The sequence below is a fragment of the Novipirellula galeiformis genome (genome assembly GCF_007860095.1).
Taxonomy (GTDB): domain Bacteria; phylum Planctomycetota; class Planctomycetia; order Pirellulales; family Pirellulaceae; genus Novipirellula; species Novipirellula galeiformis.
The window spans coordinates 206,196-224,354 of sequence record NZ_SJPT01000008.1; the positions used below are offsets into that span (position 1 = coordinate 206,196).

At 56.5% G+C, this 18,159-nt stretch carries 12 protein-coding genes; 8 read left to right on the plus strand and 4 right to left on the minus strand.

The features are described from left to right. The first annotated feature begins 229 nt into the window (after positions 1–229). Both Pla52o_RS20485 and Pla52o_RS20490 read left to right on the plus strand, forming a co-directional pair. Complete coding sequence (locus tag Pla52o_RS20485) at positions 230–430, plus strand: hypothetical protein (RefSeq protein ID WP_146596496.1); 201 nt, start codon at positions 230–232, stop codon at positions 428–430. A gap of 164 nt (positions 431–594) precedes the next feature. Continuing rightward, positions 595–780, plus strand: coding sequence for a hypothetical protein (locus tag Pla52o_RS20490; RefSeq protein WP_146596497.1), 186 nt, complete (start codon positions 595–597; stop codon positions 778–780). Between the two features lie 403 nt (positions 781–1,183). On the opposite strand, the gene Pla52o_RS20495 is transcribed toward Pla52o_RS20490, so the two are convergent. The 3 genes from Pla52o_RS20495 to glgA form a co-directional block, all read right to left on the minus strand. Then, complete coding sequence (locus tag Pla52o_RS20495; protein WP_146596498.1) at positions 1,184–3,349, minus strand: alpha-amylase/4-alpha-glucanotransferase domain-containing protein; 2,166 nt, start codon at positions 3,347–3,349, stop codon at positions 1,184–1,186. Positions 3,350–3,547: 198 nt separating this feature from the next. Then, on the minus strand, positions 3,548–4,720 hold the full coding sequence (locus Pla52o_RS20500; protein ID WP_146596499.1) for a galactose-1-phosphate uridylyltransferase: 1,173 nt from the start codon (positions 4,718–4,720) through the stop codon (positions 3,548–3,550). Positions 4,721–4,879: 159 nt separating this feature from the next. Beyond that, positions 4,880–6,403, minus strand: a complete 1,524-nt coding sequence (glgA, locus tag Pla52o_RS20505; protein ID WP_146596500.1) for a glycogen synthase GlgA — start codon at positions 6,401–6,403, stop codon at positions 4,880–4,882. A gap of 517 nt (positions 6,404–6,920) precedes the next feature. Between glgA and Pla52o_RS20510 the strand changes: the two genes are divergently transcribed. From Pla52o_RS20510 to Pla52o_RS20525, 4 genes are all read left to right on the plus strand, one after another. Continuing rightward, on the plus strand, positions 6,921–9,926 hold the full coding sequence (locus tag Pla52o_RS20510; RefSeq protein WP_146596501.1) for a serine/threonine protein kinase: 3,006 nt from the start codon (positions 6,921–6,923) through the stop codon (positions 9,924–9,926). Positions 9,927–10,112: 186 nt separating this feature from the next. Further along, positions 10,113–11,162, plus strand: a complete 1,050-nt coding sequence (locus Pla52o_RS20515) for an NAD-dependent epimerase/dehydratase family protein (RefSeq protein WP_146596502.1) — start codon at positions 10,113–10,115, stop codon at positions 11,160–11,162. A 344-nt stretch (positions 11,163–11,506) separates the two neighbouring features. Continuing rightward, positions 11,507–12,457, plus strand: a complete 951-nt coding sequence (locus Pla52o_RS20520) for an HD-GYP domain-containing protein (protein ID WP_146596503.1) — start codon at positions 11,507–11,509, stop codon at positions 12,455–12,457. Between the two features lie 17 nt (positions 12,458–12,474). Further along, entirely contained in the window at positions 12,475–12,879 is a 405-nt protein-coding gene (locus Pla52o_RS20525) for a hypothetical protein (protein WP_146596608.1), read from the plus strand. A 41-nt stretch (positions 12,880–12,920) separates the two neighbouring features. On the opposite strand, the gene Pla52o_RS20530 is transcribed toward Pla52o_RS20525, so the two are convergent. Next, the gene (locus tag Pla52o_RS20530) at positions 12,921–15,341 is read right to left on the minus strand and encodes a PQQ-binding-like beta-propeller repeat protein (protein WP_390620905.1); all 2,421 of its coding nucleotides are present in this window, start codon (positions 15,339–15,341) and stop codon (positions 12,921–12,923) included. A gap of 69 nt (positions 15,342–15,410) precedes the next feature. Here Pla52o_RS20530 and Pla52o_RS20535 point away from each other — a divergent pair, with 69 nt between their 5' ends. After that, positions 15,411–16,391 carry a carbohydrate kinase family protein gene (locus Pla52o_RS20535; protein ID WP_146596504.1) on the plus strand — a complete coding sequence of 327 codons (981 nt, stop codon included), beginning with the start codon at positions 15,411–15,413 and terminating at the stop codon, positions 16,389–16,391. Positions 16,392–16,743: 352 nt separating this feature from the next. Next, on the plus strand, positions 16,744–18,132 hold the full coding sequence (locus tag Pla52o_RS20540; RefSeq protein ID WP_146596610.1) for a PQQ-binding-like beta-propeller repeat protein: 1,389 nt from the start codon (positions 16,744–16,746) through the stop codon (positions 18,130–18,132). The last annotated feature ends 27 nt before the right edge of the window (positions 18,133–18,159 follow it).

The window sequence follows — 18,159 nt, forward strand, 5'->3', positions numbered from 1 at the left end:
TCGGTTATTCCAGGGCTGATGAAACGGAGGAGCTGCAGAAATTGGCACAATCTGCAAATTGTTGCTTCACTTGAGCACCATCCCGCGGTGGCGATGCTTAAATCGTTCGGTTTATGGGGTGCGGCGAATTGGCACACCGCGTGCATCCTCGCTAATTTCGCCGAGTTCTTGGACGGACTCGCTGCCGTGCGTTTGCCACACCCTCTTTGGAAAATAGGAAACCGCTATTATGTTTCGCTCTTCACTCGTTCTGTCGTTACTCACCGCGATGTTTGCTGCCGATGTCTCGCCTGTGTCCGCCTCGCCTCATGCCAACTCGGGTTCGACTCCGATGCAAACACAGAGCACGCCGGCCGAAGAGCCAAGCGAAGAAAAGAAGATCGTAAACGATGCTCGGCGAAGCCTCGGCCGCGAGCTGCGTAACTTGTGATCGAGTTGCGATTTGTTCCGTCACTTCGCCGGTCGAGGCGAGCGAGGGAGAGCGGGAGGACCAAGTTGGTAGATTCGGATTCGAGCTGGATGGCTGGGGATCTAGCTTGGAATGTTTAAACCTTTTGCTCGTTACCGATCGGGGGCCACGTACGATGCAAGAAGGTGTTTTTATTGCGGGGTGAGTGCTGCGTGCTAAGCGATTCGCATGCGACGGTAACGAACATGCTGGGACGTCACGACGTCGGATCGGCCAACTCGGAATTGGTTATGCTCTCGTTGGCGAGTGTCATCACACTCGGTATCGCGGCATCATCAGCGGATGCGGCGATCGATCTTGCTGGGTTGTAGCAATCGACATCGCAATGAAGGTGTCGCGAGTGGCATTGTTGGGCAACGGCTCCGATGCAAGCGATGCCGTGGGCGAGTCAGTGCGGGATGCCGAAGTCTCGAAAGAGTGAAAGCGTCTCGAAAGAGTGAAGATCATCGGAATAGGTCGCGGGGGCTATTCAGCGGCGAAGCGGATCTGACCGAAGCGACCTTGTCGATGGAGGTGGGGTCACCAACGTGATCATGGCCATCGCGGAGGTGTCGGTGTCCGCCGTGTTTGCACTTGGGCTCGGCAAAATGGGCAACCGCCCCGGACTCACGTCCGGGGCGGTTGCCTGTCGTCGCTTCGTGGCTCAAATCCAGTTGGGTTGCTGACTGGAAAATTGCCTGCGGCTCAAATTCAACACATGCTCACATGTGGGGACTACAGCCGGATCACTTCTTGTTCGTGAACGGTTTGCGATTTTTGCTCGCAGCGAGCGGCCAGTTCGAACTCGACACTCCAGCGACCATTTTCGTCGCCGGTGACAATCCAGTGAGGTTGCACGCAAACGCTTTGGTGGACAAGTTCGAACCCTGATTCGCTTTGACTAACCGTTTGAATCGGGAACGCCCAAATACTACTTGGACGATTGATCTCGAGTGCGACATCGATGCCGAGCCAGCGGTCCGATAGGCTCAGGCCAAGTGCATTTTCGAGGTCGAGTTCTTCACCGAGTTGTCCGAGGCGATCGCCGTTGACATCCGAGAAGTAACGATCATCGGCACCCGATGGCAGGCCGGCAAAGTTCATCTCGATGGCAAAGTGCAGCGGTTGATTTTGTGGCACGTTTTCAAGCAAGTAGGTGATCGTCAAGCGATCGCTCCCGGCGTACATGGTGACCGCTTTGGTCAACGTGATCGGAATTCCCCAGGCATTGCCATCGCGTCGCATTTGGACTTGAACGCGATCGGAGCCGCGCCGCAGTTTGGTTTCGAACGGAAGTTCTACAAAGTCGCCTCGTTCGGTCGCTTCACCGCGTGCGACGTTTTGAAGGTCGGCGTCGTTGTCGTAGAAATGGTCCATCAAACTCTTGCGAGCGAATCGATCGTATTGAAGTCGTTGATCGAGATCGGCTTGTTTGAAGACAACGCGGTCGTGGATGCTTGCCACTTGGTCACCGCCATCGTTGGGGCCTGCGAGCACTTTGCGATGGTAGCTTTCGGGCCGCCGTTGCAGCGTCGCCAACAAGTTGTGTTGAATGTCACGCACATCAAGTTCGTACATCCGTCCGCCGCGCCCCGGCGCGATCCAGGCACAGAGTCGGTTGTTGCTCAACCGGACTTCTTGGAGTCCGTCGAAATTATAATCGGCAGCGCTGGCTTCGATGGTTTGCTCGTTTGCGCCGCCCAAATGCTGGATTTGGTTATCAGCCGCAATCAAGTGTTGGAACACTGCGTTGCGCAAGTGAGGCAGGTAGATACCGCCAAACGCGCCGTGCCAGTAAGGGCAGTTGCATTGTCCGCGATACAAGTCGTCGCGAATTTGAGCGATCTCGCCAGTGCCGTGTCCGCTCGCTTCGAGTTCCGCAAGTTGGCGGCTGACGTGCATCATCCGCGCGTACATTTCATTGGTTTCTTCGTACTTGGTTTTAAAGTTGCGCCAGTAGCCTCCGCGTACAAAGTTTTTGAGTTCTGTCCACTGCGGTTGATCGTCCATCGCGTGGCTGACGTCGTCAAACGTTTCTTGAGCTTCCACCGGAAGGGCCCAGTCGGTCATTTCACGGTAACTGCAATCGGGCAGGTACACCTTGCCGACCGGCGCGGTTTGGCTAACCGCTTCTTCGAGGGTGACCGTTTTCAGCCATGCGGAATTTTCGCACAGCGATTCAAACAGCGAACGCAGCCATCCGTTTTCATAAACGTGAACTTTGGTGTCCGGCCATGTGCCGAATTTTTCACCGTCGTCGCCGAAGGTCAGGACCACGCCCGGCGAGCGGTGCGCTTGTTCGCGACAATGCTCAATCGTGGCGTCGACCGCTTGGAACGGGATCGTGTAACGAAGGGGTTCGGAGCCTGGGAAGACGCGCAGCACGCGGCCGTCATCTTCGGTCAAGTAATAGCCGGTGAGTTGCGGGTCGCGAAGGCCCGCGGCGCGGAAGTGGAAATCGTCAAGCACGGTGTACTCGATGCCTGCGTCAACGACATCGCTTGTCAGCGAAGATTCCCAGACGCGTTCGGGCGTCCACATCCCACGCGGGCGGACGCCGAGCGTTCGATGCAGCCAGTTGCCGTATGCCTGGATTTGCCCGATGCGATCGCGACGTGGCAACATCGCAAGGATCGGTTCATATTGCGGGCCACCGATAATCTCAACCCGTCCCGATTCGACAAGCATGCGCAAACGGTCGATGTACTCGGGGTGCCGATCGGCCAACCACATCATCAACGGGCCGGAGGTATGCAGCGAAATTCGTAGCGATTCAAAAGGCTCGAAAACCTCCAAGAACGGAAGGTAGCTGTCCTGGTAGGCTTGTTCGAAGACGCCATCGAAGTTGCCGATGGGTTGATGGTTGTGGAGAACCAAACACAGGTAAGCGTGCGGCGTCATTGGCTTGTTGATTGGGTTGGAGGGTCCGAGTCGATCAATGGCAATCGAGGTGCCCCGATTTGGCCCCAACGTTCGGTTTCACGAACGTTAGGCGGTGCGGTTCAACGAACCGCGGCACTCTTGATGCTTGTATCGGTCAGAACGATCCGATTCGTTTACCCAATCTGTGTTTTCGTTTTGGAACCGCAACGGGGTTCTCTACAGCACGCGTCGAGGATTCTCGGCGGCGACGCATTGGCGGTATTTTTCCGTTGCGACCTCCGGAAGTACCGTGTTGATCATGCATTGGCTGCTCCACTCGAAGCCTGCCACGCGTGAGATCCGCGGGAAGAACTCCAGCGACCAATGGAATGCGTCCGGGTTGCCGTGGGCACCCGGGGGACGTGTGTGAAGTAGCAGGTTGTAGGAGGCGTTGGGGACGAGCGATTCAAGCCAGCCCGTCATGCGTTGGATCAATCGAGCGAGTTCATCGAGCACGTCAAAAGGAAGTTGGTCAAAATGATCCAAGTGCTCCTTGGTCGTCACGCGAAGCAGCATCGGCAAATGGCTGGCATAAGGACAGTAAGCAACAAGCGAATCCGTCTGCGCCACGATCCGTTGTTTTTGCTTCAGTTCGGCGCGAACGATATCACACTGCAAACAGCAGCCCGTGCGGGCTTGGTGCGACCGCATCCGTTCGTTGATCGTTTCCACCGAATTGGGCATTTGGTCAGTGGCTAGCAATTGGCTGTGGCTGTGTTGAAGCGAAGCACCCGCATCGCCACCGACATTCTTGAACACGCTGATGTATTGGATGCCTGGCTGGTTTCGCCAGTATTGCAGACGCTGTTGGTAGGCAAACAGCATCAGTTTGATTTCCGGCAAATCCAATTCGCTGATCGATTGAACGTGGCTTGGTGATTCAATGATCACCTCGTGTCCGCCTACGACCTCGCGACTAAGAAACAACGGGTTGCTGCGTGCCGGGGGATCGTGGAGAGGTTCACGAGTCGCGGTGCCTGTTACCGCAGGGTATTTGTTGGGAACGACACGGACCGACCAATCCGCGATGTCGTATTGGGATGCGGGGCCATCGTTGGGTGAAGGAGCGAAAGCCTGAAAGCTTTCATCCGGGTTGATTTTGGCAACCCAAACCGGGGCTGGGGTGGAGAGTTCTTCGCCAGCACAAAACGGGCAATCGATTCCAACGCTGGGTGAGTTGCGAAGTTCGGATCCGAACTGATCCGGCCGCGAATCGCGATGAGGGGCAAAGATGGTCCAATCACCCGTGATTGGATCCATTCGCGATTGGGCACAGGCACGTGCATCCGTCGTGATCGCGGTTGCACTGCGAATACCGGTCACACTGCGAACCGATGCATCCATCTGCATCGTGCTTCGATTTCGGCTTCGCGTTTGGGCGTTGTCGATCAAAGTAACCGTTCCCGACTAGGTTCAAGTCTGCTGGCACCAGCCTCACATGGGGGTGCGTGGATCGAACGAGATCGTAACTGATTTTCCGGTGCATGGGCGCGATAAAATGAACGAAAACTAAATCAGTGCGTCGGAAGCTTCGCAGTCGGGTAAAGCTGTGCCTTTCTTAAGGGCAATCGTTCTTGCGTAAAGTTCAACGTATTGGTCCGCGCTGTTCCGCCAGGAGAAATCTTGCGCCATTCCGGTTTGGATAATTTGTTCCCATTTTTCTTTTTCATGATAACGCAAATGTAAAGCTCGCCCGATTGTTTCGTCTAGCGATGCTGCGTTCATCTCAGGCACGAAGAATCCCGTCGCGGTGCCGTCGGCGAGGGTCGCGTCGCTGCAATCGACCACGGTATTCGCTAATCCGCCCGTTCGCGTAACGACCGGAATGGTGCCATAACGAAGACTGTACAATTGGTTTAAGCCACACGGTTCGTACAAACTCGGCATCAGAAAGATGTCCGAGGCCGCTTCGATTTGATGAGCCAATTCGTCGCTGAATCCGAGGTACAGCGCAAAGTGCTTCGGGAAGGCTTGTGCTAGCTTACGAAGCTCTTCTTCGTAGCGGGCTTCTCCGCTACCCAATACAACCCATTGCGTTGGGCGATCTTCCGTTAGGTGCGATCGGATCACGGGTAAAATCATGTCCCAGCCTTTCTGGCTGGCGAGGCGTCCGACCAGCCCGAGCATGGGCAGCGACTCGTCGGGCTCTAGACCGAAGCGATGTTGGATGGCACGCTTGTTCGCGAGTTTGCCTTGTTTGTAAAACCGAGTGTCGTAAGTAGCGGCCAGCTTCTTGTCGGTTTCTGGGTTCCAAACGGCTTCATCGATCCCGTTAATGATTCCCGAAAGGCGCGACGAGCGTCCTCGCAGCACTTCGTCGAGACCACAGCCTTGCTCGGGTCCACAGATCTCGTCGGCGTATTTGGGGCTGACCGTCGTGATCATGTCAGCACTAATGATGCCGGTTTTTAAGAAGTTTAAGTGGTTGTAATACTCGAATTCATTGGAATTGAAGTGTTTCCAATCGAGTCCGGTCCAGCGAAACGCTTCGCGATCAAAATGTCCTTGATAGGCCAGATTGTGAACGGTGAAGATGGTGGCCGCGTTTTTGATCCAAGGGGACGCATCGGGCTGGGCCGCCATCATCGCGGGAATCAAGCCGGTTTGCCAATCATTGCAATGGACGATGTCGACCGGCCATTCAAGCCGCGCGATCGTTTGCAGAGCGGCTCGACAAAAGAAGGCAAATCGCTCGGCATTGTCCGGGTAGTCGCCTGTGGAGGTCCCATACAGCGATTCGCGGTCGAAATACTGTGGTTGGTCGATAAACCAAACCGGCACCTGCTGTTCGGGCAAGTGCGATTTGAGCAACCTCGCTCCCACGAGTTTTTGCCGACTCATGGGGACCGCAAAACTGGTGTCTGTCGACTCGATTGGCAATCCCGCGCTGCGAATGCTGCGAAAGGCCGGCATGATCACCGCCGTTTGATGCCCCAAGGCGGCGACCTTCGAGGGAAGGGTGCCGCACACGTCGGCAAGACCGCCCGTCTTGGCAAACGGGACGGCTTCAGTCGATAGGAAGACAATATTCAAGGTTAGCTCAACGGTGCATGTTCGTGGCGGGGGATCGGACTCGGGTTGCGTTCCTAAAATTCTAGCGGGATTCGAGGAAATGCTCTACGTTGGGCAACCGTGGACGCGGCCTGACGCTTGCCCACTTGGGTTGCCTGCTTCGATCGACCCGCTTCGATCGCCGCACGCGACCCGCCGTCGGCGCATCGCACACTACGATCGGCGAATCACGGGGCGGGGCTGTCCAAGATCGCTGTGTTTTCCGATCGGGGGGGTGTCAGCCATCCATCATGGTTTTCGCCACCGCTGCACGGCGGTCCCGTAGGGCGACCGCGGCACCCGCAGGCTAAGTGGACTTCGGGGCACTTGAATTGCGTTCACCATAGAAACGTGTTCCGGAAATGGCGTTTGTCGACCAAAATAAAGGCTCCCGCAAACCGTGGTCGGCTGAAAACGGCTGATCGATTAGACTATCTCGTGGTGGAAAGCGTTTTTCTTTCTCCCCGGTTCCTTCTCGACACTGAAATGTTGTTTATTCATGGCGGTCGCACTTAGCGAGTTCTGGACAAGGTTGGTTCGTAACGGCGTAACCGATGCGTCAGGCTGTAAGCGTTATGCAGCCGGTTACGCTGAGAAAACGGGTGGACTGCCTCCCGATGATGCCGTCTCCTTGGCAAAGTATTTGGTCAAGACGGGAGCGCTGACTCCGTTCCAAGCAAAGTCGCTACTGGGGTCCGAGGCGGTGCCGATTCTGCACGGACGTTACCTGCAAACCGCGTTGGCCGCCGCAGTTCCGTTGAGCCGTTGGTTGCCGGTGGTGCGCCAAGAAGCCGGCTCGGCCAAACCAGCCGTAGGCGTGCTGTTTCGTACCACACCGGAACAGCTCAGCGGCGGTCGTGACCAATGGGTTGCCGCCCATGCGGGGGTCACCAGCGATACACTCCAGTCCATCGAATTGGATTCGGTCGACGACAACATTGTCGTCTATTCACCGCTGCCTAGCGGTGCTTCGTTATCGGCATCGTTGAAAGCGGGGGCGAAGCTGAGTCCCAAAAAGGCTTGTGAGATCGCGATTGCGGTTTGCGATGCGTTAGCCGCTTTGCATGCGAGTTCGTTATGGCACGGCGAGGTGCGGACCGATCGTGTGTGGATTGGCAAAGATGGTTCGGTTCGGTTGTTGCGAGATCCATCGGGACCGGCGGTTTCACCGCAATTGGAGAACCCTTTTGCTTGGCTGGATCGCTCTGAATCACCGACCGCTTATGCCGCCCCCGAACTGACCGATCCCTCGGCTGCGTGCAGTGCCGCCAGCGACATTTATTCGTTGGGGTGTTTGATCTATCGCTTGGTGATTGGCGAATTGCCTTTCTCAGCCGATTCGCCTGCCGAGATGATGTCGCAGCATGCCACGGTGACCCCCGCGCCGATTGCCGCAGCGGTTGCCGCAGGTGAGTCAGGCGATCCACTGCTGCGCGTGGTGGCGTTCGCGATGGCCAGGAATCCAGCATCCCGCTTCGCCACGGTCTCGCAGTTCGCCGACGCGCTCCGCGCGACCGCCACGATGATCGAGTCTGCGGCGGCGGAGCCTGCGGCGGCGGAGCCGACTTCGTCATCAAGGCCGGTCGTCACCGAGACGGTAGCGCCAGCGTTGCTCACACCCACACCTGCACCCGCTCCCGCTCCCGCGATTCGCACGCAATCCGAAGCGGAGTCTGCGGAAACGCCCGTGGTTGCGATCGATCGAGACGACTCACCAGCCTCCCAGTCGCATGCTCCGCCGGTCGCGGTTTCTGAACCATCCGAGCCCGATTCGTCACCGTCCCTGCCTCGACGTCGACGCCGAAAGCGAAAGTCGAACAAAGCACCGTTCATCCTGGGCGGTTTGTGTGTTGCCGTTTTAATGCTGATGATCATGTTGCTTGTCGGAGGCACTGGCAAACAACAAACCGTTACAAAGAAACGCACCCGACCGCCGGTGCCCGATCGTGTTCCTTCGGTGACCGGAGCATCCCGCAATTCCGAAACAAAGCAGCCCGCCAAGTCTGCTGGAGTTCAAACGCCATCCGATACGTTGGGTTACCAAGTGGTTGACGATGATCGTTTGTTGTGGCTGCCGCCGTTTGCAACAGAGACGTCTGCGCCGTTGTCAATGTTGCCGCCGGGGCCTGCGGTGATTGTTTCGGTGAATCTCGCCTCGTTGCGCTCCAATCCCAAGGGCGCCTTGTTCTTGGATTCGCTCGCTCCGGATTTACAAGGGTTGCTCGATCAATCGGTTGCACGTGCGAAGGTTCCAATCGAAAAAATGAATCGGTTGTCGATGGCGATGCACAAAGGCAAAGAGGGGTGGCCCGAAGTCTCGCTGGCGGTAACACTTCGCGAACCCACACCGCTCGATTCTCTCGTCAAGGCGTGGGACGTTTCCGCCTCGCGTACGCCGGAGGGGGTGACCTTGTATGCAGGAGACGAAGTTGATTCCGATGCTTATTTTGTCGGGGATGTCGATGCCAACGGGAATCGTGTGACTGCGTTCGCCGTCGCATCGATTGCCCGAACCAAGGAGGTCGCGGAGAACGCCGGAGCCAATATTCTCTTGCCACGAAGCATGCAATCGCTGTGGGATGCGACCAGTGCGGAAACTGACTTTGTCGTGATCGCAACTCCAAATTTCCTGTTCGCCGATGCACGCAACTTGTTGCTTGATGGAGCACCGCGATTGGTCGCTCCGCTGAAGTCGTTTTTGATACCCAATGTTGCGGCCGCGATGATGCTCGCCCATTTTGACGACGAACGGCTTTATGCGGAGGTGCGTTTGTCACCTAGTGGCGGTATCAGCGAAGCGTCGTTGATGAAACACTTGAATGAAGCGGTCGATGCGACGCCGCAGTGGGCTAAAGACTTTGTGCTCGATGCCGTGCCTGACTCCTCATGGCGGCTGTTGGCGAACCAGTTGCCTGCGATGATGAGTTTTCTCAGCCGTTATGCTCGCTACGGTGTGGCGGATCGAGCCGCGATCGGCAACGCCTATTTGCCTGCCGATGCCGCCTCGCAAATCACGTTGGCGACGCTGTTTGCCATCAATACGACGGGTAATGCAACAGGGGTGGTGGCTGCGACGGCTTCCAAGAAGACGCTCACGGTGGAGGAGCTCCTCTCGCAAAAAATGTCGGTAACCTTTGAGCAGGAATCACTCGAGTTCGGGATCGATATTATTGCCGAACAATTCGCAGCCTTTCTGCCCGAGGGGACTGAAGTGCCACCGATGCGGATCATCGGGGGCGATTTGCAAAAAATGGGGATCACTCAGAATCAGCAAATTCGCGGCTTTGCGAAAAAGGATATGCCGTTTCGGCAAGTGTTGACCGATCTACTGCTGGGCGCAAATCCCGATAAGACCGCAACCGGCTCGCATGACGCGAAGCAGGCTTTGGTTTGGGTGGTCGCCGATGATCCCACTCGCCCTGGCAAGAAGGAACTCTTGGTCACGACACGGCAAGCGGCCGAGGGCAAGTATGAATTGCCCGCCGAATTCGTGCTCCAGCCTTAGCCCGCGGGAACCGCCGTTATCGCAACAGGCGTGCCAGCCGATCGGCTGCCGTTGCGATGGTTGGGATTTGTGCAAAGTTGCCTGCGCCGGCGAGCCGCATTCTGTTCTTCAAGCGATCAGCGGCTACAATCGCAAGCAGTTTACAGCAGCGGACTATTTCGATTCCAAGACAAAGCAGAGATTCTCATGCGAGTAATAGTGACAGGGTCAAGTGGATTGATCGGTTCTGCGGCCGTGCGTCATTGGGATGCGGCGGGCGACCAAGTGATCGGAATCGACAATGACATGCGGGCGACGTTTTTCGGCCCCGATGGCAGCACGCGATGGAATCAGAGCCAGCTTGAATCAGAAACCAAGAACTTTCGCACCGAGTCAATCGACATTCGCGATCGTGAGCCGATTCTCGATTTGTTTAAAAATGAGCCACCCGATTTGGTCATTCACTGCGCCGCTCAGCCATCGCATGACAAGGCTGCGGCGATCCCTTTCTTAGACTTCGAAGTTAATGCCGTTGGCACCTTGAATCTGCTTGAAGCGACGCGTCAATTTGCACCCGACGCAGTGTTTTGTCACATGAGTACCAATAAGGTCTACGGGGATGCGCCGAACGAGTTGTCGTTGAAGGAATTGGAGACGCGTTGGGAATACGCCAATCCCGAAGATTATAACGGCATCGATGAATCGTGTCGGATCGACCAAACGATGCACTCCTTGTTCGGTGCGTCCAAGACGGCCGCAGACGTGTTGGCGCAAGAGTACGGTAGGTATTTTGGGCTGAAAACCGGCGTGTTCCGAGGGGGATGTTTGACCGGAGCCAGCCATAGTGGAGTCGAGCTGCATGGTTTCCTTAGCTACTTGGTCCACGTCGCGGTGATCGGAAAACCTTACACCATCTTTGGTTACAAAGGGAAACAGGTCCGTGATCAAATTGAGTGCAGTGATGTCGTCAAGGCCTTCGAGGCCTTTGCCAAGGCTCCCCGCCCCGGCGAGGTTTACAACATCGGCGGTGGTCGCGACAACGCCGCAAGCGTGCTCGAGTGCATTGCACTGATTGAAGAGATTGGAGGCTATCAGCTGAACTTTTCGCTCGCCGACGACAACCGGAAAGGCGATCATATCTGTTATATCAGCGATTTGTCCAAGTTACGGGCTCATTATCCCGATTGGGATATACGGGTTTCACTGCGTGAAATTCTTGGACAAATGATTGCATCCGCAGAGCAAAAGGTGGCGTGATCGCAGCCTGATTTGCGAAAATGGCGGCCAGGGGACTTCGTTTTTTGTCTTCTCTGCTTCGCAAAATGGTCTGACGGGGAGGCGATGATATCGGCGGAGGGGGATCGAAAACCCGTAAATCCGTTGCTGGTGTCGCTTTCGGGACGCTTTTATTCGCGATGGATTCCGCTGATGGCGGGGGTTGGTGCGGGTTAAGACGATTGGGTATGACAAACATACCTAGACTGGTGGATAAACTTTGGCTTTCGAAGTAGAAGACACCGACCGTTGTGAACGTGCGTCCTAAGGTTTTATCGATGCCCTCGGGTGAGGGTGGCGATGAGAGTTTCATAGGCACATGTATCATGCTCGCTGTGGATTACCTACCGATTAGTGTCGCGACTTTGCTTCCCGCAAAGACGGTGGGACTCGATCTGTTCCAAAGGGAACAAGATTCAGGTCGGTACGTTCTATACCGTGGAGCAACTTACCCTCTGACGCTGGATGATCTTGAGCGACTACGCGGTCGCGGGATTCATCTGTTGTATATCGGGAAAGATTCCGGACCACGCTACCAAGCGTACCTCCGGCGTCTATTGGATACCGACTTGGGAGCCGTCGACGTCGCGCCCCAATTGCAAGCGGGCGCCTTGAATGAGGTGGTTCTCGATTCCCTGAGATCCGCATTTGGTAGTCGCGATTTAAATGAAGCTGTGGCAACGATTAGCCAACTAGGTGCTTTGACCGCCGAGATCATTACACGCGACGAATTCGCTGCGAGTGACCTGTTTCGTGTCCTCCATCACGACTACGCAACCTTTACTCATTCCACTAACGTCGCGTTTTATGCGGCGATGTTGGCGGCCGGTTTGGGGTACTCCGCAGAAGAGGTTGAGCAAATCACGACTGGCGGTCTGTTGCACGATCTCGGCAAGCTCGACATTGATGATCGAATCTTATCCAAGCCTGGGCGGCTCGATGAATGGGAGTTTCGACAAGTCAAGCGGCACCCCGGTTTGGGGTTTCGTAAGTTGGCCAAGCGAACCGATTTGAATGAGGGTCAATTGTTGATGGTCTATCAACATCACGAGCGAATGGATGGGCATGGGTATCCGGTAGGATGCGTCGGCTCGGAAATTCATCCATGGGCAAAGATTTGTGCGGTGGTGGATGTGTTTGAAGCATTGACCAGCCAGCGTCCTTACCGAAAACCTTTATCGCGTAACAAGGCCCTTGAGGTGCTTGAGCGAGAAGGTTCCGCGTCATTCGATCTCGAGGTGTTGGAATGTTGGAAGTCGATTATTCTCAGCGCCTAAATTTGCTGATAGAACAAGTGCAATGGGACATCCAGATGCCGGACGAATTGTCCCGTTACTTCGCGAGTAACGGTGAGGCGTCGGCGTCGTTTCCCAATGATGAGCGTAGCAATCAACGGATTAGCATTCGCACACGCTCGCTGGCTTGGTCCGAAGTTTCCTTGCCGTTCCGGCTGCGAGCGAGTGACCCGATTGGGATTTATACTCGAGATTTTTCCAGGACCGGAGCGGGGTTTTTAGCGTCCATCCAATTTTACCCCGAGGAAGAGTTGCGGATCGTGTTGCCCACATTTTGGGTGCGGGTGCGAATTACACGGGTGCGACGCATCAACGAGCAATGTTACGAAACCGGCGCGACGCTGCTGCGGAAGTACGATCCCAGCGCTGAGGCGTTTATGCCTAGGGAGGCGACGGTTGCTTAGCAACACCGCCGCCCATCGCCTGCGGATGAAATCAGCACTCGCTACGGGTTGGAAACCACCGTCACATTGTCGATGAAGATTTCCGCATTGGTGGCGTTACCAAACAACCCTGGGCTGCCCCTTCGGTTGGGAGCTTCATCGATTGCCGTTAACGTCCATTCGTTTGGCTCGCTTTGATCGCGTGGCCACACTTTGGCTCGAATGATTGCGTTGGTGCTTTCCACTTTGGTTTGCACCTTCAACGTGTACCAAGTGTCGGCTTTCCAGTCGAGCGATACGCTTTTCGCCATTCGCAGTTGCGCGGCCCAGGTGCGAATTTGTAGTTGCTGAGACTCGCCCATCAAATCGAGCGTGTAGCGTCCATTGATCAGACCGATGTCGGGCAGTTTCGCGGTGTTCGCGGCCGCTTTGACATCCGCCGTGACGGTGTAGTCATGTAGGTCCGCTGGCCCCATCCAGGTTTGGCTGCGGGTTCCTTTAGGGATCGTGGTGATTTTGACGATGGCGGGGTTGCCGTCGATTTTGCGTGCTTCATGGCGATAGCGAGCACCGATCCAAGTCACCGGAACTTCGTTCGATGCGAAGTCAAACTTCCAGGGCAGAGCCGGGATCACTCTTAGCCGAGCTTGTTGAGTGATTGCTCCACTTCGTACGGTGATGATCGCAGCTTGATGGGTGTTGGCGCCGGACGAATGGAATACGCCCTCCGAGTCGACCGTGCCACCATCGCCGGAAACCGCGAATTCGAGATCCGTAGGTAATGATTCGAGCCGTTGACCGAGGGTGTTAAACGCAACCACCTTTAAAGGCAGTTCGCTGCCTTGGCGAACGATCGCTTCGGCCGGAATCAGTTGCAATTGAGCGACTTGGGTGTCTTCGCTGGTGGCGACTTCGGCGGGGGCTGATTCGCTCGCCTCCGGACCCATTGCGGGTTTGAGGCCTTCGGATCCGAGACAGAACAAGCCGCCGGTGGTGGGCAAGTAAATTCGTCCATGGGACACGATTGGGGATCCGCCTACGTCGTGACCGCTGGGCAAGCGGACCTTGAACCGCGTCGTGACTCCGTCATCGCTGGGCTCTAACACGTAGAAATAGCCTGTTGCGGTGCAAGCATAAATTTTCCCATCGGCGTACAACAGACTGCCTCGCATCGCCGTACCAAGCTTCAGTGGCTTGCCAATTGCTTTACCGCTTTCGGCATCCAATACATGCAGCCGCGATGAATCTTCGACCACGTAAATCCGGTCGTTGACCTTCAGAGGTGAGCTCTTTCCAACCGTCAATTCTTCGGTGCGCCATCGTTCCGCCGATGCCGATTCGAGTGACGCGAACGGGGCATTGATTTGTACCACCGCTCCCATTGCGGTGCCGACGGGGTTCTCTTCACCATGAGCGGCGTAGACCTTGCCTTGGTGATCCACGGTGACGCTGGTGTTGACCCCGCGGCGCGAAAGCAATTCGTGCCAAAGCACCTTGCCGGTGCGAGGTTGGATTCCGTGAATCGTACCGTCGCCTGAACCGGTGACCAAAACTTGTTGCCCATTGATCACCGCGATGGTGGGAGTGCTATAGGTGGTGTCTTCGGGCAGCGGACGCGTGCTGGTGATCCAAACCAAGTCGCCGTTGGTTTTGTCAAAGGCCATGAATCGGTGTGCCGGTCGTGCGGTTTCGTCCCAGCCGGTGGTCACGCCGCTAATGATGACAAGGTTTTCAAACACGACCGGTGAGTTCGTGCGCCCACCGTAGGTGCTTAGCATTCCGTATTCTTCGCTCAACGAGCGTTCCCAGATCGTTTTTCCGGTTTCGCCATCGATGCAATTCAGTAAACAGCAAGCCCCCAGTGCGTAAACGCGATTGGTTTCGGGGTCGCCACAAACGTTGGACCATCCGACTCGTTCGGCCGGAACGTCCGAGAGAAAGACGTTGTAAATGTTCTCCCAGATCAACTCGCCCGTGACGGCATCGAGACAGATGACTTTCTCGGCGTCTTTGGGGGTGCCTGGTGAATCGCGAACGATCGTGTAAAGTCGTCCGTGCATCACGATCGGAGTGGAGATGCCTGCGGCCGCTTCGCTCTTCCACAGCACGTTGCTGCCCTTGCCGCCTTTGGGATTGAACTTTTCGATCAGCCCCGTTTCGCGGGAGGTGCTGTTTTGCTGAGGACCTCGCCAATTAGGCCAATCCATTGGGTCGATGTCCGCCGCGGATGCGGAAGGGGCGCCGAGCGTGATCGCAAACAGGGCGGCCGAGAGGGCGAGCGTGAAGCGGGTGGGAAAAAATCGCAGGTGGACGTGGTTGCGTTGCGACGCAAAAGTGTCCAAGAGATGCCAGTGAGCCACAGAACGGGTATCCGACAACATGGTGAGTGACGTGACGGAACGATTGCCGTCTCCACGCGAGCGCCGCGTGAACCAACCGGGGCCGCTTGTCAAGCGTTGTGCAAGCCCAGTCATCTTCGTCATTTGACGATTGATAATTGATGCGAGCGGTCGCAATGTCAAGGGAGCGAATCAAGAAACAAGGGAACTCAAGTGCAAAAACAATTTGACGTCATGGGAATCGGGGTCTCGGTCCTCGACACCGTCATGGTGGTCGATGGTTTTCCCGCCGAGGAATCGGTGGTGCGTGCTCAACAGCGAGCCGTAGGGATCGGTGGCGGCATTGCCGTAGCCACGGCGACCGTCGGAGCGCTCGGTGGTCGTGCCGCGTTTGCCGATTTGCTCGGGTTTGATCCGATGTCCGAGTCGATTTTGGCCGCGCTCCGCGCCGCTGCGGTGGATGTGCAATGGGTCCAACAAGTTGAGGGCCAAGCCGCTTCGGTGGCCACCATTTGGGTCAACGCCGCTTCGGCGTCCGCGTCGCGAACGATCGTCTTTGCACCGGCAAACGATCGGGAACTACCTTGGAGCGACGAATTGGCGAGAGGGGTGGCTGCAGCCAAAATCCTGCACCTCAATGGGCGACACTTGCAAACTTGTTTGCGGGCCATTGAGGTTGCCAAACAACACGGCACGTTGGTTTCGTTTGATGGCGGTGCCCATCGCTACCGCAACGAGGTCCTGCCGCTTGTCCGAGCGAGTGACCTTTTGATTGTGTCCGAGCATTTTGCTCACGCCCATTTCCATGCCCAGACAAAATCCAGCTGCCACGTTGCACCCGCCGAGCTTGTTGCGTTTCTGCAAGCGGAGTTCGGTTCACGTTGCGTGGGGGTGACATGTGGCGAGCGGGGCAGTTGGATTGCCCAGCGTGATGAGACGCCATGGCATCAACCGGCAACGCAGGTCACCTCGGTTCGAGACACGACCGGTTGTGGCGACACGTATCACGGTGCGTTTCTGTTCGCCTTCTCCAAGGGATTCTCGACGCGCGAGTGTGCTCGGGTCGCGTCGCTCGTTGCTGCGCAAAACGCGACCGAATTAGGAGCGTTTGCATTGGATGCCAAGCAGGTTTCCGCGATGCTGACGTCGCATGCAACGGAGGGACTGCAGCGGCGGTTGGGGAAACGGCATTAATCCAAGGGGGGCGCGATCCGAAATTGATCGTCGTTGCTATTGGGAATTTGCACCAGCGCGTGCCCCGTTACAAATGCTAGGGGGCTTGCCGAGTGCGGGCTTGCGAAGTGCTTTCGCCAACACTGACGCCTTTCGCTCCTCGCAAACATTCGTTAAATCAACGGTATCGCTCGGTTTTTGGGCAAAGGGGCGTTCGCAGCCGAATCGCGGGCCAGCGGAACCTGGGGACGCTTAGCGGGTTAAAACGAGCGATGGCCTCGCTGACTTGCACTTCATCTTTCTTGCTTTTGGGACTGTTTTTGTGAGATTACCCTATTTCATCGCGTCTGCTGCATCTGCCTTGATCGTTTGCATGGGCGTTCCCAGTTCGGCCCAGGAATTGGGTTGGCCGCGTTGGCGTGGACCCAATGCGTCGGGAGCGGCGAGCAATGGCAATCCGCCGATTCAGTGGAGCGAAACCGAGAACATCCGCTGGAAAATTGAGGTGCCCGGCGTGGGGAGCTCGACCCCGATTGTGCTCGGCGACCGCGTTTATGTCGCCACCGCGGTGAAGACCGGTCGGGTGAACGAAGGAGCGGACGCGACGGCGGCGGAAAGTGAATCCGGGGCGTCCGAATCGCAGCGAGCTGAGCGTAGTGACGCTCGTCCTGGTAGAGAGCGGGCCGGTAGAGAGCGGGCCGGTGGCGTTGGACGCGGCGGGCGTGGCGGCGGCGGACGTCGTTCCGGGGGTGGAGCGGCACCAAACCATTACTACGCGTTCATGGTTCTGGCTTACGAGCGAGCAACCGGAGCGGAGGTATGGCGGAGCACGCTTACTGAGCAAGTGCCTCACGAGGCGGGGCATAACACGAACACGTTTGCATCGGCGTCGCCGGTTAGCGACGGCGAGCGGTTGTATGTGTCCTTCGGGTCGCGCGGCGTGTACTGTTTGGATCTAAGCGGAAAAACATTGTGGACTCGCGATCTTGGCAAGATGCAGACACGATCCCAATTTGGCGAAGGAAGTTCGCCCGCGATTTTCCACGAAACGCTTGTGGTTCCCTTCGATCACGAAGGCGAATCGTTCATCGTGGCGCTCGATGCCAAATCGGGTGAAGAAAAGTGGCGTCAAAATCGCGACGAGCGAACGACTTGGGCGACCCCTTTGATCACCGAGTTTAACGGACGCACTCAAGTCATCACCAACGGCAGCAATCGGGTTCGCAGTTACGATTTGGCAACGGGAGAATTGATTTGGCAGTGTGGTGGCCAAGCGGGCAACCCGATTCCATCCCCGGTCCGATTTGAAGACAACGTGATTGTGATGACCGGGTTTCGGGGTTACGCGATTTACTCGATCCCGTTGAGCTCCAAAGGAGATATCACCGACAGCGAGACGATCACTTGGATCGAAGAAGACGCCGCGCCGTATGTGCCATCGCCGCTGCTGTATCAAGGCCAGCTCTATTTCGTCAAAGCCAACAACGGCGTACTGGTTTCACGCGATGCCAAAACGGGCGAATTGCGGATCGATCAAACCCGGCTGCCCGATATCTCGACCGTTTATGCGTCTCCCGTTGCGGCGAATGGCCATGTTTATCTGACCGGCCGTGACGGCATGACGTTGGTTTTGAAGCATGGTGATTCGTTTGAGGTGCTTGCCAAGAACAAGCTTGACGAAGAGATTGATGCCTCGGCGGCGATTGTCGGTGACGAGATCTTCTTTCGCGGCAAGCAGCACCTATACTGTGTCGCCAAGTAGGTGTCGCCAAGTAGGTGTCGCCAAATT